This window comes from Paenibacillus sp. JJ1683 (assembly GCF_053006485.1).
In genome coordinates, this window is record NZ_CM129820.1 from 214,343 (window position 1) to 239,069 (window position 24,727).

At 43.8% G+C, this 24,727-nt stretch carries 19 protein-coding genes and 1 other RNA gene; 11 read left to right on the forward strand and 9 right to left on the reverse strand.

Annotated elements, in window-relative coordinates; translation table 11 throughout:
* The first annotated feature begins 53 nt into the window (after positions 1-53).
* The 7 genes from tpiA to ssrA all read left to right on the forward strand — a co-directional run bounded on the left by tpiA (position 54) and on the right by ssrA (position 8,425).
* The gene (gene tpiA / locus ACUC6J_RS00945) at positions 54-806 is read left to right on the forward strand and encodes a triose-phosphate isomerase (protein WP_013308264.1); all 753 of its coding nucleotides are present in this window, start codon (positions 54-56) and stop codon (positions 804-806) included.
* A gap of 1 nt (position 807) precedes the next feature.
* Positions 808-2,352, forward strand: a complete 1,545-nt coding sequence (gene gpmI / locus ACUC6J_RS00950) for a 2,3-bisphosphoglycerate-independent phosphoglycerate mutase (protein ID WP_016820126.1) — start codon at positions 808-810, stop codon at positions 2,350-2,352.
* A 63-nt stretch (positions 2,353-2,415) separates the two neighbouring features.
* The gene (gene eno / locus ACUC6J_RS00955; RefSeq protein WP_013368821.1) at positions 2,416-3,702 is read left to right on the forward strand and encodes a phosphopyruvate hydratase; all 1,287 of its coding nucleotides are present in this window, start codon (positions 2,416-2,418) and stop codon (positions 3,700-3,702) included.
* Positions 3,703-4,032: 330 nt separating this feature from the next.
* Complete coding sequence (gene secG, locus ACUC6J_RS00960; protein WP_013368823.1) at positions 4,033-4,266, forward strand: preprotein translocase subunit SecG; 234 nt, start codon at positions 4,033-4,035, stop codon at positions 4,264-4,266.
* 188 nt (positions 4,267-4,454) lie between these two features.
* On the forward strand, positions 4,455-7,064 hold the full coding sequence (rnr, locus tag ACUC6J_RS00965) for a ribonuclease R (protein ID WP_447249604.1): 2,610 nt from the start codon (positions 4,455-4,457) through the stop codon (positions 7,062-7,064).
* Between the two features lie 263 nt (positions 7,065-7,327).
* Positions 7,328-7,807, forward strand: coding sequence for an SsrA-binding protein SmpB (gene smpB / locus ACUC6J_RS00970; RefSeq protein ID WP_007428162.1), 480 nt, complete (start codon positions 7,328-7,330; stop codon positions 7,805-7,807).
* A gap of 253 nt (positions 7,808-8,060) precedes the next feature.
* Positions 8,061-8,425, forward strand: a transfer-messenger RNA (tmRNA) gene (ssrA, locus tag ACUC6J_RS00975).
* Here ssrA and ACUC6J_RS00980 read toward each other — a convergent pair.
* The 6 genes from ACUC6J_RS00980 to ACUC6J_RS01005 all read right to left on the reverse strand — a co-directional run bounded on the left by ACUC6J_RS00980 (position 8,386) and on the right by ACUC6J_RS01005 (position 16,754).
* On the reverse strand, positions 8,386-9,945 hold the full coding sequence (locus ACUC6J_RS00980; RefSeq protein WP_447249605.1) for a recombinase family protein: 1,560 nt from the start codon (positions 9,943-9,945) through the stop codon (positions 8,386-8,388). The genes ssrA and ACUC6J_RS00980 overlap by 40 nt on opposite strands.
* A 377-nt stretch (positions 9,946-10,322) precedes the next feature.
* Complete coding sequence (locus tag ACUC6J_RS00985) at positions 10,323-10,772, reverse strand: JAB domain-containing protein (protein ID WP_139625353.1); 450 nt, start codon at positions 10,770-10,772, stop codon at positions 10,323-10,325.
* An 884-nt stretch (positions 10,773-11,656) separates the two neighbouring features.
* Positions 11,657-13,567 carry a DNA primase family protein gene (locus ACUC6J_RS00990; RefSeq protein WP_447249606.1) on the reverse strand — a complete coding sequence of 637 codons (1,911 nt, stop codon included), beginning with the start codon at positions 13,565-13,567 and terminating at the stop codon, positions 11,657-11,659.
* On the reverse strand, positions 13,549-14,103 hold the full coding sequence (locus ACUC6J_RS00995; RefSeq protein WP_165084489.1) for a bifunctional DNA primase/polymerase: 555 nt from the start codon (positions 14,101-14,103) through the stop codon (positions 13,549-13,551). Before ACUC6J_RS00995 ends, ACUC6J_RS00990 begins: the two co-directional genes overlap by 19 nt.
* 384 nt (positions 14,104-14,487) lie before the next feature.
* Positions 14,488-14,976, reverse strand: a complete 489-nt coding sequence (locus tag ACUC6J_RS01000) for a hypothetical protein (protein WP_165084487.1) — start codon at positions 14,974-14,976, stop codon at positions 14,488-14,490.
* A 155-nt stretch (positions 14,977-15,131) separates the two neighbouring features.
* Positions 15,132-16,754 carry a hypothetical protein gene (locus ACUC6J_RS01005; RefSeq protein WP_447249607.1) on the reverse strand — a complete coding sequence of 541 codons (1,623 nt, stop codon included), beginning with the start codon at positions 16,752-16,754 and terminating at the stop codon, positions 15,132-15,134.
* Between the two features lie 642 nt (positions 16,755-17,396).
* On the opposite strand from ACUC6J_RS01005, the gene ACUC6J_RS01010 reads away from it, so the two are divergent.
* The gene (locus ACUC6J_RS01010) at positions 17,397-17,732 is read left to right on the forward strand and encodes a helix-turn-helix domain-containing protein (RefSeq protein WP_165084483.1); all 336 of its coding nucleotides are present in this window, start codon (positions 17,397-17,399) and stop codon (positions 17,730-17,732) included.
* 79 nt (positions 17,733-17,811) lie between these two features.
* Here the strand turns inward: ACUC6J_RS01010 and ACUC6J_RS01015 are convergent, their stop codons facing one another.
* The 3 genes from ACUC6J_RS01015 to ACUC6J_RS01025 form a co-directional block, all read right to left on the reverse strand.
* On the reverse strand, positions 17,812-18,843 hold the full coding sequence (locus ACUC6J_RS01015; protein WP_165084481.1) for a hypothetical protein: 1,032 nt from the start codon (positions 18,841-18,843) through the stop codon (positions 17,812-17,814).
* An 85-nt stretch (positions 18,844-18,928) separates the two neighbouring features.
* Positions 18,929-19,444 carry a hypothetical protein gene (locus tag ACUC6J_RS01020; protein WP_447249608.1) on the reverse strand — a complete coding sequence of 172 codons (516 nt, stop codon included), beginning with the start codon at positions 19,442-19,444 and terminating at the stop codon, positions 18,929-18,931.
* Positions 19,417-19,812, reverse strand: coding sequence for a hypothetical protein (locus ACUC6J_RS01025; protein ID WP_165084477.1), 396 nt, complete (start codon positions 19,810-19,812; stop codon positions 19,417-19,419). Before ACUC6J_RS01025 ends, ACUC6J_RS01020 begins: the two co-directional genes overlap by 28 nt.
* Before the next feature lie 290 nt (positions 19,813-20,102).
* On the opposite strand from ACUC6J_RS01025, the gene ACUC6J_RS01030 reads away from it, so the two are divergent.
* The 3 genes from ACUC6J_RS01030 (at position 20,103) to ACUC6J_RS01040 (ending at position 24,081) form a co-directional block, all read left to right on the forward strand.
* Positions 20,103-23,201 (forward strand): DNA/RNA non-specific endonuclease, encoded by a 3,099-nt coding sequence (locus ACUC6J_RS01030; protein WP_165084475.1) that lies wholly within the window; start codon positions 20,103-20,105, stop codon positions 23,199-23,201.
* Between the two features lie 13 nt (positions 23,202-23,214).
* Entirely contained in the window at positions 23,215-23,685 is a 471-nt protein-coding gene (locus tag ACUC6J_RS01035) for a DUF600 domain-containing protein (protein ID WP_165084473.1), read from the forward strand.
* Positions 23,686-23,877: 192 nt separating this feature from the next.
* The gene (locus tag ACUC6J_RS01040; RefSeq protein ID WP_165084471.1) at positions 23,878-24,081 is read left to right on the forward strand and encodes a hypothetical protein; all 204 of its coding nucleotides are present in this window, start codon (positions 23,878-23,880) and stop codon (positions 24,079-24,081) included.
* Positions 24,082-24,727: the final 646 nt, after the last annotated feature.

Consider the following 24,727-nt stretch of genomic DNA (forward strand, 5'->3'; position numbering starts at 1 on the left):
GCATTACGCGTAATAAAGGCTTTAGGGCACCTAATAGTTAGGAGTTGAAACCATTGAGAACACCGATTATCGCGGGTAACTGGAAGATGTTCAAAACCGTACCAGAAGCTAAAACCTTCATCGAAGAGATCAAAGGTAAAGCAGAGGTTGCAGGAGTGGAGAGCGTTATCTGTGCTCCATTTACAAATCTTCCTGCTCTGGTTGAAGCAGTAAAAGGTACATCTATTAAAATCGGCGCACAAAACCTGCACTTTGCAGAAGATGGCGCATTTACAGGTGAAATCAGCGGCGGAATGCTGAAAGATCTGGGCGTAGACTACGTTGTGATCGGACACTCCGAGCGTCGTGAGTATTTCAACGAAACAGACGAAACGGTGAACAAAAAGGTTCATGCAGCATTCCGTCATGGCCTGACACCAATCGTATGCGTAGGCGAAAAGCTGGAAGACCGTGAAGCAGGTCAAACCAAAGAAGTTGTAAAAGTGCAAACTGTAGCAGCTTTTGCTGGTCTGGCTAAAGATCAAGCGGCACAAGTTGTAGTTGCTTATGAGCCAATCTGGGCCATCGGAACAGGCAAATCCTCCACTTCGCAGGATGCGAATGAAGTGATTTCCTACATCCGTAGTCTGATTAAAGAGCTGTATGATGAAAATACAGCAAATGCTGTACGTATTCAGTACGGTGGTAGTGTAAAACCTGAAAATGTTACTGAGTACCTGGGTCAAAGCGATATCGACGGCGCGCTCGTGGGCGGTGCCAGTCTTCAACCGGCGTCGTACATCGCGCTTGTTGAGGGGGCGAAGTAAGATGACAGCACCAAAACCGGTAGCTTTAATTATTATGGACGGATTCGGACTGCGTGACACTGTGGAAGGCAATGCGGTTGCACAGGCCAATAAACCGAATTACGACCGGTATTTAAAACAGTATCCACATACTACTTTGACGGCTTCTGGTGAAGCGGTGGGTCTGCCGGAAGGACAAATGGGTAACTCCGAAGTAGGTCACTTGAACATCGGCGCAGGCCGAATCGTATATCAAGATTTGACTCGTATTTCGAAGTCCATCCGTGAAGGCGAGTTCTTCGACAATGAAACATTGGTTAAAGCCGTGCAGCATGCGAAGAAGAACAACACTAAACTTCACTTGTACGGACTTCTGTCCGACGGTGGTGTGCATAGCCATATCAGCCATCTGTTCGCTATGCTGGATCTGGCTAAAAAAGAAGGATTAACCGAAGTGTACATTCATGCTTTCATGGATGGACGTGACGTTATGCCTGATAGCGGCGTAGGCTTTATGCAACAACTGGTCGCTAAAATTCAGGAAGTGGGCATTGGCCAAATTGCAACCGTACAAGGACGCTATTATGCAATGGACCGCGACAAACGTTGGGAACGTGTTGAGAAATCTTACCGTGCAATCGTATACGGTGAAGGTCCTCAATATACCGACCCACTCGAAGCATTGAAGGAATCGTATGAAAAATCAGTGTTCGATGAATTTGTGGAGCCAACTGTTATTGTGAAGGCTGATGGAAGCCCTGTAGGGCTGGTTGAAAGCAATGACTCTGTCGTATTCCTGAATTTCCGTCCTGACCGTGCGATTCAATTGTCTCAAGTATTTACCAATGAAGATTTCCGTGGTTTTGACCGTGGGCCACAATGGCCTAAAAATCTGCACTTTGTTTGCCTGACCTTGTTCAGTGAAACGGTTGGAGGCTTTGTTGCCTATGAACCGAAAAACCTGGACAACACGTTTGGCGAAGTGCTGGTACAAAACAACAAAAAGCAATTGCGTATTGCTGAGACAGAAAAGTATCCGCACGTTACTTTCTTTTTCAGTGGCGGACGCGATGTGGAGCTTCCTGGCGAAACTCGTATTTTGATCAACTCGCCTAAAGTGGCTACATATGATCTGCAGCCTGAAATGAGTGCGTATGAAGTAGCGGATGCTGCTGTTAAGGAAATCGAAGCCGACAAGCATGATGCGATTATCCTGAACTTTGCCAATCCGGATATGGTTGGACACTCCGGTATGCTGGAACCAACAATTAAGGCAGTAGAGACAACGGATGAGTGTGTTGGACGTGTTGTAGATGCAGTTAAAGCCAAAGGCGGCGTGGTAATTATCATCGCTGACCATGGTAACGCAGATATGGAAATTGATGAGCAGGGACGTCCGTTCACAGCTCACACAACGAATCCGGTTCCGTTCATTTTGACTGACGAAAATATCGTTCTACGTGAGCATGGAATTCTGGCTGACGTAGCTCCAACGCTTCTGGATTTGATGCAACTTCCGCAACCTGCGGAAATGACAGGAAAATCTATGATTGCATCCCGCAAGTAAGCTTGATTTAATAAGTATAGGCTTGACCAATAAATTATGAATTACAAAGGAGATTAAGTACAAATGACTATTATTTCTGACGTGTACGCTCGCGAAGTCCTCGACTCCCGTGGTAACCCTACGGTTGAAGTTGAAGTATATCTGGAATCCGGTGCGATTGGTCGCGCTATCGTTCCTTCTGGTGCGTCCACAGGCGCTCACGAAGCTGTAGAGCTTCGCGACAACGACAAATCCCGTTACCTGGGTAAAGGTGTTCTGCAAGCAGTTAAAAACGTGAACGAAATTATTGCTCCTGAAGTAATCGGCTTGGATGCTGTGAACCAAGTAGAAATCGATACATTGATGATCAAATTGGATGGTACTCCAAACAAAGGTAAACTGGGTGCAAATGCAATTCTGGCTGTATCCATGGCTGTCGCTCGCGCTGCTGCTGAAGCTCTGGGCTTGCCACTGTACACTTACCTGGGTGGATTCAACGCTAAACAATTGCCAGTACCAATGATGAACATCGTTAACGGTGGTGCTCATGCCGACAACAACGTTGACGTACAAGAATTCATGGTTCTGCCTGTAGGCGCTCCTACATTTAAAGAAGCTCTGCGTGTTGGCGCAGAAATCTTCCACAACCTGAAATCTGTACTGAATTCCAAAGGCTTGAACACAGCTGTTGGTGATGAAGGTGGTTTTGCTCCTAACTTCAAATCCAACGAAGAAGCTCTGTCCACTATTATCGAAGCAATCGAAAAAGCTGGTTACAAACCAGGTGTTGACGTATTCCTCGGTATGGACGTTGCCTCCACTGAGTTCTTCAAAGATGGCAAATACACTTTGGAAGGCGAAGGCAAATCCTTCACTTCTGCTGAGTTCGTTGACCTGCTTGCTTCTTGGGTTGATAAATACCCAATCATCACAATCGAAGATGGCTGCTCCGAAGATGACTGGGAAGGTTGGAAATTGCTCACTGAAAAACTGGGCAACAAAATCCAATTGGTTGGTGACGACCTGTTCGTAACTAACACTGAGCGTCTGGCTAAAGGTATCGATGAAAACATCGGTAACTCTATCCTGATCAAAGTAAACCAAATCGGTACGCTGACTGAAACATTCGATGCTATCGAATTGGCTAAACGCGCAGGATACACAGCTGTAATCTCTCACCGTTCCGGTGAATCCGAAGACAGCACAATCGCTGATATCGCTGTTGCAACAAATGCAGGCCAAATCAAAACTGGTGCTCCTTCCCGTACTGACCGTATTGCGAAGTACAACCAATTGCTCCGCATTGAGGATCAACTGGGCGAACTGGCTCAATACCATGGCCTGAAATCTTTCTACAACCTGAAAAAATAATATTGCGAAAAATGCTGACAGCCTCTTAGATTGATGGTTTATGATCACGAAGTCTGAGGCCCGAAGCTTTTACGCATGAATTAACCAGACCTGCTCGCTATATGCAAGCAGGTCTGGTTTTTGTTATGAATAATGTATCTATTATCTACACAAGCTTAATGGCTAAGTGTCTTACTGTAGCTGTTGTTATCTACTGGAAGCTGTGGTAGAATAAAAATAGTGTTTTGCGTTAATTTCCGGCTATTTAAAGCATGATATGTGCATGTTTTCATAAAAGAGGCTGTGTTGTTTTGCAAAACAGATGTATAAGCTCAGGAGGTGGGATTTTTCATGGAAATCTTTTTGAAAGTGCTGCTCGTTGTGTTCTCGATTGCTGTTATAGCGGTTGTTTTACTGCAAAAGGGGAAAAGCGCAGGTTTGTCCGGTGCCATCTCTGGCGGTGCTGAGCATCTGTTCGGCAAGACCAAAGCTCGCGGTATGGATTTGATTTTACAACGCGTAACTGCTGTTTTGGGTGCATGTTTTATGATCGTTTCCGTTTTGGTTGCATTTTTCGCAAAATAAGATAAGTATATACCTTAAGCCTTCGTTTCATGGGAAACGGGGGCTTTTTTGGATTTTGGACAGGCAGGGATGCCGTCGATTAAATTCGTGTATACTAGGGTATGAGTATATTAAGAGCCTTGTATCAGGAACAAGGAACATGCGGATTTATTACTGAAAATTAAAGGTCACCCGAGGTGGACAAAATTATGATAACAGAGCAACAACTACTTGATTTCATGCGCGAGACCGCATACAAGCCTATGACATACCAGGAGCTGGAGCAACATTTTGATGTTAAGGATGCAGAAGAGTTTCGTGAATTCCTTAAGCTCTTGAACGCATTGGAGGAAGACGGGAAAATTCTGCTGACCCGCACAAACCGTTATGGTGTTCCAGAACGGATGGATTTGCAGCGCGGGCGTTTGCAGGCCCATGCCAAGGGCTTTGCTTTTTTGATTCCAGAGGACCGGGAGCACCCGGATGTATACATTCATGCTAACGACTTAAAGAGCGCAATGAATGGAGATACGGTACTGGTAAGAGTGACGTCAAAGGGACCTGCGGGTGGCCGATTAGAAGGCGAAGTTGTGCGAATCGTGAAGCGCGCAGTGCTTCAGGTAGTCGGTGTGTTTCAGAACCACGAAGCATATGGTTTTGTTTTGCCTGATGATAAACGTATTAATCGGGACATTTTCATTCCTAAGGACAGCTTCAACGGAGCTGTGAACGGGCAAAAGGTCGTCGTGCGTATTGTGAGCTATCCGGAAGGACGTGCAGCGGCAGAAGGCGAAGTGCTGGAGGTGCTGGGTCATAAGGATGATCCGGGCGTCGACATATTGTCCGTTATTCGCAAGCATCAGCTCCCGGAAGCCTTTCCGGATGAAGTGATGGCGGAAGCGGATCAGGCTCCTGATGCGATTACGGAAGAAGAGATCATACGTCAAGGACGGCGTGATTTGCGCGATAAGATCATTGTTACCATTGACGGTGAGGATGCCAAAGACCTCGATGATGCGGTTAATGTAGAGCGCTTGCCGAACGGAAACTACCGTCTGGGCGTTCATATTGCTGACGTAGGGTATTATGTGCGTGAGAATTCCAAGCTGGATCAGGAGGCATATAACCGCGGTTGTAGTGTGTATTTGGTTGACCGCGTCATTCCGATGCTTCCACATCGACTTTCAAACGGAATATGTTCATTGAATCCTCAGGTGGATCGACTGACTTTATCCTGTGAGATGGAATTCAATGAGCATATGAAGGTCGTAAAGCATGATATTTTCACCAGCGTGATTAAAACAAAGGAACGGATGACCTACACGAACGTTCGCAAAATCCTCGAAGAGGAAGATGCAGAACTGATGGAACGCTACAAGGACCTGATTGATGTATTCCGTACGATGAAGGATTTGGCGTTGAAGCTGCGTGCAAATCGGATGCGCCGGGGTGCGGTTGATTTTGATTTTGATGAGGCCAAAGTGATTGTAGATGACGAAGGCAAAGCTGTCGATATTGTGAAAAGGGATCGTACGATAGCCGAACAAATTATCGAAGAGTTTATGCTGGCGGCCAATGAAACGGTAGCCGAACATTTTCACTGGCTTAAGGTACCGTTCTTGTACCGAATTCATGAGGACCCCGATCCAGAGAAGCTGCAAAATTTTATGGCTTTCGCAGCTAATTTTGGTCATCAGATCAAAGGTCGAGGAAATTCCATTCATCCGCGTGCACTGCAAACATTGTTGGAAGACATTCAGGGTACGAAGGAGCAAACGGTGCTTAGCACGATGATGCTGCGTTCGATGAAGCAGGCAAAGTATGATGCAGAGTCAACAGGACATTTTGGACTGGCCGCGGAGTATTACTCTCATTTTACATCACCGATTCGTCGTTACCCTGACTTGGTAATTCACCGTGTTATTCGTGAGGTGTTGGAGAATGGCGGGGCTTTGACAGATGAGCGTCAGGAATACTTGACTGCACGCATGCCAGACATTGCTCAGCAATCCTCCGAGCGTGAACGTGTGGCTGTGGATGCAGAGCGTGACACAGAGCAAATGAAAAAGGCTGAATACATGCTGGACAAGGTTGGCGAGGAGTTCGAGGGGATCATCAGCAGTGTAACCAGCTTTGGGATGTTCATTGAGCTAGACAACACTGTCGAGGGTCTGACGCGTCTGAGTGCACTTACGGACGACTATTATCATTTTGACGAGCAGCATATGGCGTTAATCGGAGAACGCACCTCTAAGGTGTTCCGCATTGGGGATGAGGTTAAGGTTCGCGTCGCACGTGTGAATATGGAAGATTACACAATTGACTTCGAACTCGTCGATATGAAGCAACGGCAACGCCGTGAACGGACGGGTGGCTCGGGCCAGGGCGGAGATTTTACACGTGGCGAGGGCCGCGGTAAAGGCAGGGGCCGAGAAGGACGTGACCGCAAGGGCGGCAAGGACAAGGCTGGTAGAGAGCGTAAAGGCGGCCGTGAGACGGCTGGAAAGCCTAAAGAGGGCGGCAACGGAGGCATCAGCACTGCAGGTCGTGCAGGTCGTGGTGGCGGAAACGGTGTCGGTACAGGCTCGACAGGCAGCTTCGGCTTTGGTAGTGGCAAGGGCGGATACAATTCGCCAGCATCCGGGGCAAGCAAGCGGCGGAAGAAGACGTCTACCAGCGGGATATTCATTGGTGATGCAGCTACCCCAGGTAGTGATGCCAGACCAGGTGGTGAAGGCGCAGCACGTCGCAAGCGGAAAAAAAAGGGCGCTAACGGCGGGAATAGCACCGCTGGGTTTGTGCGGAAAAAGAAAAAATAGGTTGATATAACTTACTGTTAGGAGATTGGGGCTTCCGAGAGCAGTGAATGAAGCTTACGGATGCTTAGGTATATGAGCGGTTTCTGTCTGTAGTAATGGATAGAAGCCGCTTGGTTTTAGTGTGCTATACGTGTAATGAGAAATGTAGAAGGCTTGACCTTTCTTGCTTTTACCCTCCGAAATTTGTTACAATATATTTCTAGGTAGCTCTTTGTAGCAAGAATTCTAGATTGAATCTAAGTTATTCATAAGGAGTGGTATTCATGGGTAAGAAGGCAGATGGGAAAGTGCTCGCCCAGAACAAAAAAGCTTCCCATGACTATTTTATTGAGGACACCTACGAGGCGGGCATGGTGTTAACGGGAACGGAAATTAAGTCTCTGCGGAATGGTCGCTCTAATATAAGCGATGCTTTTGCTACGATCCGTAATGGCGAAATCCATATTCACAATATGCATATCAGCCCTTTTGAACAAGGTAATCGTAACAATCCGACTGATCCGACGCGCACGCGTAAGTTGCTGCTGCATAAAGAGCAGATTCGTAAGCTTATTGGTCTGTCCAAACAGGAGGGCTACACCATCGTGCCTCTCAAGATCTATGTTCGCAACGGTTATGCCAAACTGCTGCTTGGACTGGGTAGAGGTAAAAAGCAGTATGACAAGCGAGAAACGGCTGCCAAACGTGATGCGCAGCGTGATATCCAACGTGCTCTACGAGAGAAGCAAAAAATTGCAAGATAAGTTACTGCTGATTAGAATGGTACAAATTACGTGGATAAGTTACTTGTTCCTGTAATGGTGCTATTTTATCAAGCTATAATGGCTTCAATCCGTTTCGTTATGACATGTAATATGTTATACTAACGAAGTAGTAATTTTTCAATGCATCTTGATTTAACATGGTTCGAGTGTTGAATCTTAGGATTCAGCTTTTGATATTATGCACTTATGCTCCGGTATTTCCGGATTTATCCGTGGAGCCCTTTTATAATAAGGGGGCGTTTATGGATTCGACGGGGATAGTTCGAGCATGGGTAGCGGGTAGTGGGGACGCGTCCACTTCATCAACGCTAAAGCCTATTAAACGGCAAACAACAAAACAACTACGCTTTCGCAGCTTAATAACCTGTGAGCGTGCTCCTCTCCTGCATCGCCCATGTGCCGGATGTAGGGGCTAACCTATAGTGGGATACGCTGCCACATCTCCGCCTGGGGTGTGCTGAAGAAGACAATCAGGCTGACCCAACGTATAGCCGGTTACGGGGCGATACTCGGGTGACATCAAAACTGTGACTACACCCGTAGAAGCTTATGTGTCGTTATCTTCGGACAGGGGTTCGACTCCCCTCGCCTCCATCGATCAAATCCACAACTTGTAGCTTAAAGATGACTTCTACATGTTCTTTGTAGACGATCACCTTTTCTACATAGCTGCCGATGAACTTCTTGATCTCAGGAAGGTTCCGGCTGGTGATGTGGTCCTGAAAGCCAGAAAGCAGTTGTCGCAGAGCATCCTCTGTGATGGCTGCTTTTTCTTTTACCTGCTGAGCCTCAAGCAGTTTCGTTTCTAGCTCAATCTTTTGCTGCTCCAGTGAGGACAACTTTTCAAGAATGGTAGGATTGTTCAGACCGCCAGCCACCGCATTTACAATGTTATCAATCTGGCGCTCCACACCTTCCAGACTCTTGGTCAGGCGTTGTTGATCGGCTTTGACGCTCGTTTGCTTGGAATTCTGGTACTCATTAAGCTGTTTAGCCAGAACAGGGATAGCCTGATCGTTAAAAATCTTCTCCTGAAGCTGAGCCAGCACGTAGGCTTCAATGTATTCGCGGCGCAGCTCAGGGTTTTTACATGCCTTTGTCCGATCACGGTTACCGCAACGGTAGGTGACATATTTCAGTTTGCTTCTACCGCTGTATTTGGTATTGCCCATCATGGCATACTGAATACCTACGTTTTTCAAACATTCCCCACAAACAATGAGTCCGCTAAGCAGGTATATTTCTTTTGCCTTGTAAGCGCCAGGTTGGCGCTTGTTTTGATTCATCTTTTCCTGTGCCTTCTGAAAATCTTCCTTGGTTACAAGCTGTGGCATACCACCTTCGACACGAATCACATCTTCACTATTTTTATGCCGATTGCCGTTTCGTTTACCAGCCGCATCCTTGCTGTCGGTGAGGTTGAAAATGTAGGTGCCTGTGTATTTTTCATTGCGAAGAATGGTACCTAAGGTTCCCTTGCTGATCGGTTTCCCATAACGTGATGTGTAGCCTTGCTCTGTTAGTTCCCTAATGATCTGGTTGTACCCATGACCAGCGAGGAACATCGAAAAAACAGTTTCGACGATGCCACATTCCTCTTCATTAATGATGTATTTCCGTGTTACAGGGTCTACTGCGTAACCAATAGGAGGCAGACCGCCTGTATGCTTGCATTGGTATGCGGTTTCTTTCATTCCTTTCATGACCTCACGGGCCAAGTTTTTAGAATAGTATTCAGCCATACCCTCCAGCAACGATTCTAGAATGACACTTTCGGGGGAGCCGTCTAGGTTTTCGGTGACGCTGTACAGTTGAATGCCATTTAATTTCAATTTGCGTTTGTATTTAGCGCTGTCATATTTGTCCCGGCTGAAACGATCAAGCTTATGGACAATAAGTACCTCAAATAACCCCTTTTCACTGTCTGCAATCATCTGTTGAAACTGTGGTCGTTTGTCGGAGGTTGCGCTTTTGGCGCGGTCGATATAGACTTTAACGAGTTCGAAGCCTTTTTGTTTGCAGTAGGCTTCAATGGCTCGAACCTGAGCGTCGATGGATTCATCCCGTTGGTTGTCACTGGAAAAGCGAGCGTAAGCTGCGGCGCGTTGAATAGTCATTGGTATAATTACCCCTTTCGATGTAGGCGAAATGATAGTAAATAGAAATCAAAGGCTGGCTCCTCAGAAAAGAGGAGCACAGCAAGATAAAGATAAAGCGAGCCTATTGGTTCAGCGTTGCTTTTTGAGAATGGTATCCAGCATCTGCACAGCAGGAAGATAGTAACATTCCGTTGTTTCCCGCACTTGGTCGATTTGGTTCCACGACGTCGTATCTGGATCAGTACAGGTGTGTTTCAGCTTATGCCTTGAAATACGAGTGACGTAATGTGTGAGTATGATGATCTCCCCCGATGGCTTATTTTTTATTTTGACTAATAATCTCTATGGTCAGTTGAGCTGCTGCAACGATGAGGGCCAAGATTAACTTTTCCAATTTAAAACAACCCCCTTTCCTTCATGCTGACATAGCCATCCTGGCCCAAAATGATATGATCCAGTAGCTCGATACCGAGCAATTCCCCACTCTTTTGAAGCCTTATGGACATGGAAATGTCTTCGCTACTTGGCGTAGGGTCCCCCGACGGGTGGTTATGACAAGCGATGATGGATGCTGCATTGGAAAGAATGGAAAATTTGAAAACCTCCCTGGGATGCAAGATAGATGAATTGAGCGTGCCAAGTGAAACCTGCTGTAAGGCCAGCGGCTGGTTTTTGGTACTCAGCGTGAGAATACAGAAGGACTCCCGATCACAATCACCAATAAACTCTCGAAAGAGTTGGACGGTATCGTCCGGCTTATGAACTTTGCGACCTGAAAACAGCATTGACTTTTCTCGAATTAACTTCAAGTGAATCACTTGAACTCGCTTCATAGTGTTATTCATGTGATAACCTCCAGAGCAGAATATTATAAGATAGACGCTGTTAATAGGCCCATCCTATTTATAATTTCTGTTTGAAGCCTTATTTGAAACGTTTTAACGTGCTTTTAATAACTTGTATTCAAATATACTTAACTAAAATCATCTCGTGATTCATTGGTAAACCGGAGATGACATTCCAAATCAATAGAGCTTTCATCTACATGTAACCATTCGGCAACCGAGCGGACAACACTAGACGTGTAAAAATGATGTTGTTCGAAGGTTATAACATAGTCATGATCTCCGGGCTCAAAGGTAATGAAGTACCATCCATCCTGAACGCTCCAATCTTCGCAGGTACCCTGTAAATGCTTGGTCAGTTTGAGTATAGAAAGGTCATCGAGATGTACTTGATCACAAGGAATGCGGATAACGTAATGCCCTAGGATGCAGACACTCGAATAGATGTATTCTAGCAATTCACTGATTGTGTACGGTTCATTATAAAATTTCATAGTGATTACCCCCATATGATAAAAGTTTTTGGAAAAACAACATAGAAAATGATTACAAACAAATGAAGCTCGTTTAAGAAATCGTGCTCAGTGTCGTGGCGTTGTAGCGACCCGAAAGGAGCGTTTGTGAAATCCTGTGCCACGGCCTTCTTTCCTTGCAGGACATGGCTTTTTTTAGGTTTCGTGGCGTTTGTGACCCTTTTTCTGAAAAAATTCTCTTTTTATTTTTAGGTGATTAAGAATGAAAAGATTTGTCAGGGGGGAAAAGAAGCCACAAGCGCCCCGCTTTCTTCAAACCCCTTACCAGGCAAGGAGTCCAGGCGTGGCGTGCCTTTGATTTACCTGCCACACCTTCGTCCCTGACTGTCCTACAACGCCTCGGATTACCGTTTAATCCAGGTCATCAATGTTATCAACGACTTGGACTTGAGTGCTTTTCATCCAAGAAGGCTTAGGAGCGAATTTCAGGCAAATGCCTTTGATTAAACGTTCCCCGCCGGACTTATTGGTTTCAAATACAATTCCTTGTTCATTCAAAACTTCTTTTACTTTATTCGTCAGTTGCTGGTTGCTGATGTTGGACAGACCGTTATGGCCTTCACGCTGACACCAGTCTACAAAACCAGCTTTTAGATTCTTGTTAAGCAGTCTACTCTCAGGATTAGCTTCAATCATATCCTCAACAAACATTTGAACAGGGTTGATCATTTGGCTGTACTGGTTAGCCAGTTGTTGTACCTTTTTCGACTTTGTAAAACGGTATGAGTGTTTACGTAAACGTTCCAATCCTTTTAACGCGAAGTTCAAAATACCAGCACCCTCCTTCATCAGCTTGTCCTTCAAATTCGGATCTTTTTGCTCGTCTGTAAATGTCTTTTCAAAGGGAAGGATGGTCATTTTACGTATTAGTCCGTAGCTTTTGTCCTTGGAGTAGGGCAGGTTGTTCGTTGCAAATATGAGCTTACAAAACAGCTCCTGCATGTAGCCCTGTTTGAACTTTTCTTCCGTACGAACGGGATCGCCGGAAGCGATAGCCTTTAGGTAGCTCGTTTCAATCCCCTTACTGCCTACTTCATTCTCGGTGGTGATGTTGACCAGTTTGTTAATCATCTCGGAACGGGCAAAAGGTTTTTCCAGGTCATTTAAAGAGAGAGCCGATGTATTACGTTCTCCAATCAGGCTTTTCAGCACATGAATGAGTACAGACTTCCCGTTAGATCCTTTGCCGTAAAAGAGAAAGACTTGCTCGGCTTGGGTGGATGTGGTCAGACAGTAGCCAAAGATTTCGGCAATGAGGTCAATACGCTCCTGGTCCTGATCGAAAATATCATTCAAAAAGGCTTCAAATTTTGGACATGTAGCTTCAGGGTCATACGCGATGGGAACCTGTACGCTGGAATAGAACTTAGGATCATGATCGTCCAACTGGAAGTTACGTAGGTCAAGCATCCCATTTTTTAGGTTAATGTAGTCGCGCTTGCCGTCCATTGGATGTTCCCGTGTGCAATCACGTGTCAAGGCAGTCATGTACTCCGCTTCGATTTTAGAATTCCAGAAATAAGGAACCCAAGTGTGAAGAATTTTTCGTACATTCTTTTTGAGTACATCGGGAAGTTGATCCCGCCATACTCCAGAATTGTAAACATAGTAACGTTGCTCAGGAGCTACAAAAATAGTTTTGAGGTAATGACGACGGATGAATTCAGAAAATAGGTTAGGGTTTAAGCGTGTCGGCTTATTGTTATTATCTAAGGTAAAGCCAACGTCTTTCGGACCTATATTATGCAGAGACTTCAGTTTGGACGTTTTGGACATGTAGGAATTAGGACGAGTACTTTTTTTGGTTTTGGGTTGACTTAACATTTTAGCAGGACTATTCACGATGATTCCCTCCTCATTTGTACGTACATGGTTTTGGAAGCAAGTGGCGATTTGTTGTTCATTACAGCCAAACGTGCGGCAGCGCGTAGGTGGCTTCTTGTTCTGCTGTAATTGACGAATGCGATTCTGACTATGTGTGTCGTGTTTATCAGAAAGCGCAGAAAACTCTAATGCTAACTCCTTTGGGAGTAACTGTACCCACTTAAACCAGGTTTCTTCATCCAGACCCTGTTGTTGCTGGGTGACGTAATCCTGGGCAAAACGGGGGCAACGACCGTACAAGGTTTTCAGGTTACCTTGTACGTTGGTTTGTGCAGATGCAAACGTGTTTTTGTTGGTCGGCACCCGAGTAGGATGCTGAAAAATCCATGAGGGTGCTTCTGCCAGCAATGCACTGGCCTTTAGGGTTCGATGATCCATTGGTATTGACCTCCGTTTGTATGAATGGATGGGGGAAGAACGGTCTGACGTCCACTTCCCAACACGTTTACTTCGCAATGTGACTCCGTCGGGTGTCGCTCTACCCAACTAGTGAACGACGAACCTTCCGGGATTTTGTACAAGTATCTCATTCCTCCACTAGGGGTACTGAATTGCCATGTAGAGGGTACAAACCCTTGGGAAAGGCGCTCTAGGATGTCAAATCCCTTCTCTCCATCCACATCGATGCCGATGATGCTGCTATTTTCTCCTAGTACCAACCCGATGTTACATGACGGGCATTTGGAGAGCCAATGGTTAATCTTGGCTTGGGATGGTGGCGCAGCCTCTTGCCATCCCTTAAACAAAGGAACTTTTCCAGGATGTCTGCACGTTTCTTTATGCCTCTCAGACATCCCTTCGTGATTGTGAGGGCAAAGTGGTATGACAGGTAAGCCCATGGCAGCGTATTTGTAAAAGTAACGCCGTATTTCCTCCGTACGATCTGTAGCATTCTGACTATTTGGGTTGTTCATGATGTTATTCCCCTCTCTGTTTTCTAAACCTTAACCGCATTTCTATCTCTTGAAGAAGGTAAAGCGGCTAAGCGTATTTGGTTATCAAAGAACTTGTTGCAAGCTTGTTCAAGTTAATTTGCGTTGCTTGCATAATAAGAATATCAAAGATAAAAGGACGTTTTTTGTAGTTGAGTAGGATTGAATTTTTGAAAAAAAATGAATAGGGATATTGAAGCTCCCCTGTTGTGTTTTTGAGAGTATTTAAGTTCCCAAAATTCTATCAAGGGCGTTGCTTTTTATATGAATTTCTCGTTTTTTTGAGGTTTTACGTTAAATTTCTCCCGTTTTGAAAAATAACTATAGTTGAATCAAGGGAATTTTTAAAAAAAGAGCGATGAGGAATTACTCCTCACCGCTCAAATTAAGGTTCTTCTCTTTTTCTTTCTTTTTCTTATCAGCTATCTGTCGTAGTTTGTCGATCTGTTTTATGGAAAAATATTTAATAATAATTTTAATCAAATATTTCTTGGATAGGTGTTCAAGGGATTCAGCCATTTCTACTTTGTCTTCTTCTTTTAGCGCCTTATTTTTATTCGTTCTTTCTCGTTTCAGCTTTCTTAACAAGTTATTCGTTTCTTGTGAAACTTCTTTAAGTATTTTTAGAACTTCATTATACTTAGCTTGATTGTACAAGTGCTTTATTGGCTGGTTAGTTATTAGGATTTCCTTAACGATCTTAGCCGCGTGCTCATCTTGTCCTGATATTGTTAATAGAATACGATTATCCAAAATATCAACTTCAAAATCAGCATACAGGATATCTGCTTTATTAATAATTGCCCCTATATTATTGCGTAGTTTCTCTCTGCTTCTTTTAATGGCTGGATTCATCGTTGTAGTCTCTCCCTTCTTGAAAAGTATATATGGAAGCAGGCTAAAAGTTAAGAAGGACTTACGATGACTTACAAAGTGCAAAAAAAGACGAGATTTTACAGCTCGTCTTTCTGTACATCTAGCTCCTATTAAACTAGTAGCTAGATCCGTGTTTAGTTTTTAACAAAAACTCCATTAGCGTATTTGTATTCCTCGTACAGTCCCTGCGAACCGTATGGAAGTAGGAACTGATTGCCAGACATTAAAATATCCGATTGTCCCATACCACTCCACATCAGTTCTAATGGTGAAGTTCCTTGTTCTGAAGCCATGAAATTATATGTGAGTATCCACACATACATGTCGGCTTGCCCATCGCTGGCGACTACAACAATTTCAGGCGTTCCATCTTGAGTAAAATCGTGTTCTTTGACAGCCAGGGAGTAACCAGGCAACAGGTCTCCAAATTCATCAAAGGGACTACTGCCTTCTATGGAAGGCAAGGATATGTTCCAGCCCTGCCCCAAAGCATGATCCACAACTTGTGCTTTCACGCCATTGGGATGATCCAAACCCAGCACAATGTCCATGTTATCCCCATCTAAATGAACAGGATAGGTGAGATCAGCAGCAGGAGGAGTCCAGTGGTTGAAGTTTTTTAAGCTCACCGTTGGGACGGCATCGGATGTTGGCGCTGTTTTCTGTGCTTCCTTCACAGGTGTTGTAGCTACCTGCACAGAAGGAGCGGGTTCCTGTTCAGATGATTTGGCTTCGACTTTGGTTTGAGTCGGCGGTTCTGACTGAGGGGACGTTGATGTGGAAGAAGTAGAGGCGTTTTCTTGCCAAGCCTCTTTATCCGAGGATGGGGGACTTCCATCCAGTTTGGAAGTAACCTCTACTAAAAAGTAAGTCCAGTCCGACAGTTCTTGCCCATCTCCATCAATATCATAAGCAACGGGAGTGAATTGATTTTTGGAAAACACTTGAAATACGGTTTGAATGTTGATGCTCACACCTTGATCGGTGTATGTGGCTTGGTACATAACGTATTTGTTTACATCTTCTTCGTTGCCGTCCTTGTTGACCTGTTTCCAGACGACATTGCTAAAATACTTATCATTGCTCAGGGCTTCGTCCATCGTATGATGGGTGCCGCCTGGAACCGTAGCATCTTTAACCCAGGTGACGTATGGATTATCAAAGCCTCCGCGTGATGCAATGACAAGCAGTAAAATGAGAATCGCCACAATCCCCGCACTTACTATGCCAAATATTTTTTTAGGCTTGTTGCTTAGGACTTGGGGAACGATGGAACTTTGTCCCGTTTCTGTGTTGTCGGAATGCTTTACTTGATTGATCGTATTGGCTAGAACTTGAATGAATGAGTTTGCATCACCGTTAGAACCAGTTAGGATGTTCAGGTTGTTTCCTGAGCGTTCGCAGATTTGAATGTTGGTGTTAAAGGTGCGCCACAGAAAAAGAGCAGTCAGGAGTAAAGGTAAAAAGTTCATGGTGATCAGAGTTACGAATACAAACAAAATAGCAAATACCAGGTCAAACCAATTGATCTTGGAGCCAACAGCTATGGAGTTGATGTGGGTGAGCGGAATGTCCTGAGTCGATGGTTGTAAGGGAAAAGCGCCTAAGATGAGGTTTTGTCTAGTGAGCAACAGCTTTTCGCCCTCTAATGTAGCGGTTGTTCTCTTTTTTAAGTACGTAAGATAACTGAAACCCCCGTTCCATTCAAAAGTAAAATTTTTGGGTGTGGATGGAGTTTCTTCGGCCTTGGTTAGCATTTGAGGTACACCTTTCTACATTAATTTAACGTAGTTAATGAAAATAAATATAAGTTATGAGATTTGTACTATTATGAATTAGTCCAGTTTAGTTATTTGTTGTTTTGTGCAAAAGGCCAGCTTCGGGCTGGCCTTGTTTCCTATCTTTGGAGGGAAAACCTACCAGCTCTACATCCAAAGGTTTCTAAAGATCCATTTACGAATGATCACGGCGAGAATAGCACCAAATACTATACCCGACCCTACATTTGTATCCGTAAGGTAAGCGCCGATTAGCCCAAGGACTGCTCCCCCAATAGCCCATTTTAACAACATTGTCTTCAACCCTTTCAGTATGAAATAGAAGATGATTAAGACGACTTGTCACCTATGCAGAATACTGGTGACATACAATTTGGCCTACTGCTTAAGAGCCAAGCGTACTGACTTCATTTAAACTTAATCCTGGCAAATGCCTAAACTAAGAATCTTTTCCTACATATAAACCAGTCCTTTTTATCATTGTTATTTCCGTTTTTACGTCTTTGGATAGTCAAATTGTACCATAAACAATCCCTTTGGAATATATATTTATAATTATATATTCTATTGACTATTGGAGTGAGGATTACTTGTAGCTATGTTTACTGTAAGGTGATTAATTTGAAAAATATAATGGTATCTATCGGACAAACCATTAAAAACTATCGAAAGAAACGTGGCTGGAGTCAAGAAGAACTGGGTCATCAATCTGGTTTGCATACAACTTATATTGGGAAGCTTGAGCGAGCCGAAAAAGTTTGCAGTGTAGAGGTTCTTGCTAAAATCACAGAATCTTTTGAAGTTAGCCTTACGGAGTTTTTTAGTCACATTCAATCTCCTAATATTAGCGAATCAGAGGAGAGGCTTTTGAAAATAACGAATGAAATTCGCTTTATGGAGAAAAAAGAGCAGGAGCGAGTACTTAAAATTATTGAATTGATATTGGAGGGTTATTAAACCTTCTTTTTTTGTTTGGATTTATTTTCAGATGATTTTTGACTTTAAAAGCATAATGCTATCCTGCTTATGCGTTTAGTTAACCTTTCAGATACTTCTCATTTATACTTATTTTTGTTTCCTGAAAATGAGTGTAAAACTTCATGTCACGAGTTGATTGGTTGGCTTGGTCTGTAAAAGCCTGCTGGAGTGAGGAATCCTCCGTAATAAAGTAATCCCTTCCTTTCTGCTTACCAAACAAGGAAATCAATGCATATTTAAAGCTGGCGGGATTACAAATGCCTCCGGTACCCAAAGGGAGCAGCTCAACGGTCTGTCCAATGGTAAGTTTTTGCCCCACCTCTGGCTGCTCGTCCAGCAATGAGAGTAGACAAGCGAACAGGACGTCTGCATTGGAGCGTAAAGTGATTTTCTCCAAGTCATAGTATTCTGTTTTAACGTCATTCCAAGAAAATTGCCAGATGTGAGGCTCATTGGTGGTGTAGCTGCGGTCTACATTTTTGTAAGCATGACGGTTGCCATAGGCTTTTAGAAAGCGGTCGAGCTGTATGCGGTTGTGTTCGCCAAAGGAGAATTTGGGTAAGATAGCGCGGAAAAAGCTGGAGTAGTTTTCAAGGTCAAGTAACGAACGTGACAAGCTACGGTCGTTTCCCTGGTGATTGATTGTTTGAAGCAATTCATACATGGCTTGAAGGCGATGGGAGTCCGTGATTTCGTATTCGTCAGGACGCATAAGGTGTACCAGGAAGGAAACAGCCTGAAATCCATTCGTCCAGTCTGTCAGCCGCTTCTCCCAAAATTGAAGGATGCCAGTGGATTCTGGGGGCACCTTTTCTGTGAACTCCGGCCACAGCTTGATGATGCTTCTAACTACACTACTTTGTGCAGAGGGCATATCTTTCCGCTGCCACCCTCCGAATGTCCAACCAAGTATTTGTTTTAAAATCGTTGGCGTCACAGTAGCTGGATCACACAAAAGACGCTTCCATTCTTCCAAAGGATACATGGGATATCTGGCGAAAGGAAAGCGAGATAGATGCGTGTCCATTTGCTCTTGAATGAGAGTTGCAAGAGCACGTTTTTCTTTTTCCGTGAAGGTTAGCGTTGCCATGGTTTTCGCTCCATTTCTACATGAAAATAGCGACAGTATGGACATTCACATGCCCGTACTGTCGTTTTTTGGTTGGTAAGATTATTTACAAGGAGAAGGGATCATCTTCTTTTGCACTCTGCATGAACATGATGCGTTGCTCCGGTGTAAGGAACGGATCTTCTAGCGCAATGTAACAAGGATCGGCTAATTCATTCACCCAACGTAAGGCATCTGCAATTTCACCGCCATGAAATACAGGGCTGTCTGACAATACTTCATCCTCTTTTACAATATCTACAATTCCAGTATCCTGGTCTATTGTCACAAACAGACTCGTACCATCCACGTATCTGTTTGTTCCACACTGATCGGTTGTTCTGATGATCACACGTACAAAAAAGGCCTGTTCGGAATGGAGCACTTCATGCTCTTCCAAACAGGCGGGTAGGAACTGTTTTTGATTGTGGGTGAACGGCCTAATCGCTAGCGCCATGATCCAAGTGTTTCCGTACGATTCAGGATTATTTGCAACGTCCCCGTTGTATTCAATGACCTCTTTTAGTTTATTTAGTACATTGTCCTCATTTGCCTTTAAACTTCTGCTAGTTCTTTCAGCCATTGTTCGGCCTCCTTGTGGTGAATTCCGAATTGTGTAAACAAAGTGATGATGTAGTCATTGGTGGTCATGACAGCAATCTTGTAGATTTGGATGTTGCCGAGGTCATACAACTCGACGTATTCAGGGCAACTACCGAAAAGTCCGTCGTCTTCTCGTCTAAGACCTACGAGGCTGAGATCGTGTAGGTTATCCCCTGCCTCCAGGATGAAGATGGGACCGTGAGGCTGGAGGGAGAAATATGGATCATCTTTGTCATGGAATGAGTCGCGAAGCTGGGTAAAGTATTCCTGGATGTGATCCAAGAGGGCGGGGGGAAGCGGGGATACATGTAAAGAATCCATGTCTTGCTGGGTCTGTATGATACGCATGATACAACCTCCTAAAATAAATTAATATAAACAATAAAGTAATTATTTCAAATTAATAATATATAATTTATTTCAAGACAAAGACGGCTTTGGGATAAAAAGTTAAAAAATGAACGGGGCTTTCTGTAAACAAAATCACTTATCTATCCGATACATACATAAGAATCATTTGCTGTTAAAAATAACCTCTTAAACTCGCGATCTGAATTGTATGGTAGCTACGAACACATATAAACACAAGGTAGCTGGCGAACGTGCCTTGTGTCGCTGGGAAGGAGATATGAAAGCATTTGGACGTACTGCAAAACGGAATAGGGTATGAAAGTCTACGCTTATACGGTCCTTTTCAACCTCAGCATATGGAACAATTGCGAATTACCAGGGCCGTTAACGATCATGTATTCCTATATGTGAGCGGCATGCTGTCGGAAGAACAGGGAGCCGCGTGCATTGGACAGGACATGGAGCAGGAACCGATTGTCATACGTCAGCTAGATGAGCAAGGGCAGTCGCTTAGACGTTTATTTCATGGATTAATTACACGCATGTCTGTGCACTGCATACGGGGAGTATACACTTTTGAACTGGAGGCGGCTTCGCATTCCTATCAAATGGATACCAAAACGAAAAGGCGCTCCTATCAGGATATTCACCGTACTTATGATGATCTAGTCACTACAACGGTTCGGAAGTACATGTATGGGGATGCCATTGATACGGTGACTAATTATGCTAAATTAGGTACTTTTGTTTTACAATATGAAGAAACCGATTGGGCCTTTTTAAAGCGTCTTGTCTCTCGCTTTGGTTCGGTACTTGTACCGGAGATCACGGCTGCATCACCTAAGATTTTCTTTGGAATGCCAGAAGGCAAGCAGTACAAGGTGGAACGAGATGTATTTTACAGGGTACGGAAAACATTTCATGAGTTAGATACAGGAAAACCAGGGAAACGTGTTGGCGCGTATGTCACCTATACGATTGAAAATCTGCAATACTATGCGCTGGGTGACTTGATTACGTTACCCATTGGACAAGGCAAAGAGCTGGTCGTTGTGAGGGCAGTGACAGAGTTAAAGGACGGTTTACTCCAAACTCGTTACGATCTCCAAGCCGAACAGGATATTCAGTATGCTCGGTATGAAAATGATCAAGCCATCGGGATTTCACTCACGGGAACGGTGTTGAAAGTACAACAGGATTTGGTACAACTTCAACTGGAAATTGATCCGAAGCAAGACCCAGCTAAAGCTTGTTGGTTTCCCGTAGCCACCCGTTATGTAGCGGAAGAGCATAGCGGCTGGTACGACATGCCTGAAATTGGGGAACAAGTGGAGCTGTATTTACCTACACACTGTGAACAGGAAGCCTATGTGACCGATTCCTTACGACAGCATCGCCACGCCAATGGACAACCAGATGTGAAGGTATGGAAACACGTACAAGGCAGCGGCATCGAAATGTCTGAGCAGGAGCTGATCCTGTCCACTTCCGATGGGTTTTCGATTACACTACATGAGGATACGGGCATCACTGTCAACAGTCCGGGGAATGTACAGATCCAGGGCGGTCATGTAAAGCTGGATGCAAGTCAGGAACTATCACTGGAAGCTGGAACTGCACTATATTTAAAAGGTGGAGCCAGCAGTATGGTGCTAGATGGTGAGACAGATACCAAAGCTCCAGTGATTTATCAGGAAGGTACGGTAAAAGCTCCAGTTTTCGTAGCTGATCTTCCTCCTGTACCTGAGCCTCCATTGATGAGTATTAAAGCCTATGAAGCGGCTCAAACTGCAGCAACAGCCAAAGCTCCATCCAGCAATACTCCTACCGCGAAAGTCACAAGTCCAGCGGCGCTTCAGCAGGCCAATGCTTTGCTGGGTACAGTATCCAAGCTATTAGGCTCTATTCCAGCAGTCGGGAAAGTAGCCAGTGTGATGTTGAATACATCGGGTGGAATAGCAGGTAAAGTGGCGGCAACGGTTTTACAAGTATCCGCAGCAATCCCTGTTCGGAGCAAAGGAACGCCTACCTTGGGAGCATCTAAAGAAGCGGGTGTACATCCGTTGAAACATTTGGCAGGTCTGGCGCTTCAAGGATTGATTAGTCAGTATGAGCATGAGCAAGCGAAACAAGCCTATTATAGCAAGTGGATTTTAGGCAAAGTATATACGAGTGCACGCCATGTGGCGCATTCCGGTGGCCCCCTAGAGTTCGTTCAAAACTTGCTGAAAGAATCGAATGCTATGACTCATGCCTATCAGCAAATTCCTGCGGATTTGAGACAACGCTGGAGGGCGAACTATGACAGTTACATGGCTCAACAGCCGAAGCCGAAGCAAGAGAAAGAATCTCAGTCATGGTGGGATCTTATGGCGGAAGTCCAGCTCCAGAATGCGGAAAATGAAGCCATTATGGCGAAGCAGATGGCGAACGAGTTGGAGTATGCCGCAGATGTGAGTGGAGAAGTTGTATTAGGAGCAGCAGCAGCGGTTGTAGAAGATTATTCGTTTGGATTAATGAATAAGGAATATACCTCAGATCATCCGATGGCGCGTAAAACAGGTGAAGTGATCGGACATTCTTTGACAACTGTAGCCGGAGCCGTAGAAACGGTTGGTGCTGTGACGGAAGGATTCTTAGGTGGTTTGGTAACAGCTTCAGGAGTAGGGGCACCTGTAGGCGTCCTTGCTATGGCACAATCTGTCGTTTTGGGAGCACATGGGACGGCGGTAACGTATACGGGAGCATCCAATAGTGTGGAAAGTGCTAAGGACCTTTATCTAATGTCTAAAAGCGAGGGTCCAAATAGTTCAACGTCGTCTAAACCATCTGGCGGAAAGCCAAGCAAGAGCGAAGGAACACCTGGCTCACAGAAACCGAGTAAACCCAACGAGAAGCCGTCCGGGACTAAGGGGAAGGATAAAGCTCCTAATAAGGCTTCTGCCGATAATCCATTTGATGATGCAGGGAAACTTAAACCGAATGTGAAGTATAAAGCTGGTGAGCATCAGTATGATTATGAAACAGATCATCTGGGTAGAATTGATAAATTTAGTACTGATGATTTAAAATTAACAACAAGAGAAGAACGTTTACCACATAATCCGAAAACGCCAGGCAAAGAGCCAGGCGACCATGCGGGTCATTTAGCAGGAGATAGATTTGGTGGTTCACCAGATCTGGACAATTTGGTTTCACAGTCTAGTAATATAAATTTAAGCCAATACAAAAAAATAGAGAACCAGTGGGCTAAAGCCTTGAAAAATGGAAAACAGGTGAAAGTCGACGCAGAAGTTAAATATGAGGGGGATAGTTTGCGACCGTCCGAATTTAATGTACAGTATGAAATAGATGGTGAGGTTTTCACCAAGAATTTATTGAATTGAAAAGGAGATTATTATGACTAAAGTTTTTGAAGATAGTTTTAGTGAATTACAAGCAGACATGGTTTCAATTTGTATGGAATATGTCAGAGATAAAGCTGAAAAAATCTTTATATATTGTTCATTTGAAGAAAGAGTTATTTCAAACGATTTTTTTTATTGTATCAACGGGAAAGCTGTTAAGAAGCATAAGCTTAATGATGCAGTAGATGCTATAACAGAAAATATGGCATATAATACCTCTGTAGAGCGTCAAAAGGCTGTTATGAATATTATTAATGATGATATTAAAAAAATATACAAGTTATGTAATGAATACAAAAGAGAAATGCCCACAGAGATTAAATTAGTTTATGATGTGAGGGAAAATAGCCTGAAAGCTGAGTATAAATATGATTTAGTATATTCCAATGATCCGGTTAAAACTGCTGATGACATTGCTATGGAGTGGTTTGAACAGATCGAAGCGGATTTTAACAATAAATAAACTTTTAATATATATATTTCACCTGGGTGTGCTAAAAATTTTGTGTAAATCAGTTTACAATCACAACAACAAGATGGTATAGACAAGAATCTTGGTAAACACACTTGATAAGCTTTAAAAGGTTCATTCCAACTTGAACGGTTAAGAGGAATGAACCTTTTTTGCATGTTTAATATAAGGGGGAAGCAAACAATGGCGGAACTTTATATGAATAAGCTTGAGGGAATATTTGGTCAGAAAGACGTTATACGAAAACCTTCAGATGGAAGTACGCCAATACATGTGTTCTTTTACTATGATTTACCTGAAGAAGGTATGCTAACAGCGGTGACGTATGGTTTATCTGATGGTGAATTTATAGGCTGGAAGAACGCGAAACCAGAACTAAGGGAGTAAAGGCATTCTCTTATGCAGATTTGTTTACTTTAGATGAACCTATATCACAAGAGTCTGATATGACAGGTTATTTTGTTTTTGCCTCTGCAATACTAGAAAAAGAAGACTCGGTGATTGAACTGCCCGATAAGACAACACAGTTAGTTGGGATGTACCCTTTGTACAAAGAGGAATTTAATCTAATGAAAAGAATAGGGATCAAAGATAAGATTTTTGGCATAACAAGGACTATGATATATACAGTGTTAATAGGATTAATCTAGCAAAGGCGAATATTTAAAAGCACTTAAAGGTGGAGAAAGGCTCCTCTAACGTCTAGAATAATTTTATGACTGTCTTCGAATTGGGCTACGTTTTGAGATGGCCGAAAGCAAAAACAGGGTGTACCTCTTTTCTTTTGTTGTAGAGATTGCATAGTAATGAAAAACATACTGTTTTAGAAAAATATAATGATGACAGATTAATTTTAATTCTGTTCGATAAAATTAAAAGTTGATATGGTGTGCTCCATTAAATTAGAAAAATAGCGACGGTACCGATGTTGGCATAGAGTGATGCTTTTGTCGGTATCGTCGCTTTTTTTGATTGGAAAAGGGACAGAGGAAAGACGTTTTATAGCTTTACGGTGAGTGGCAATAATTTATAT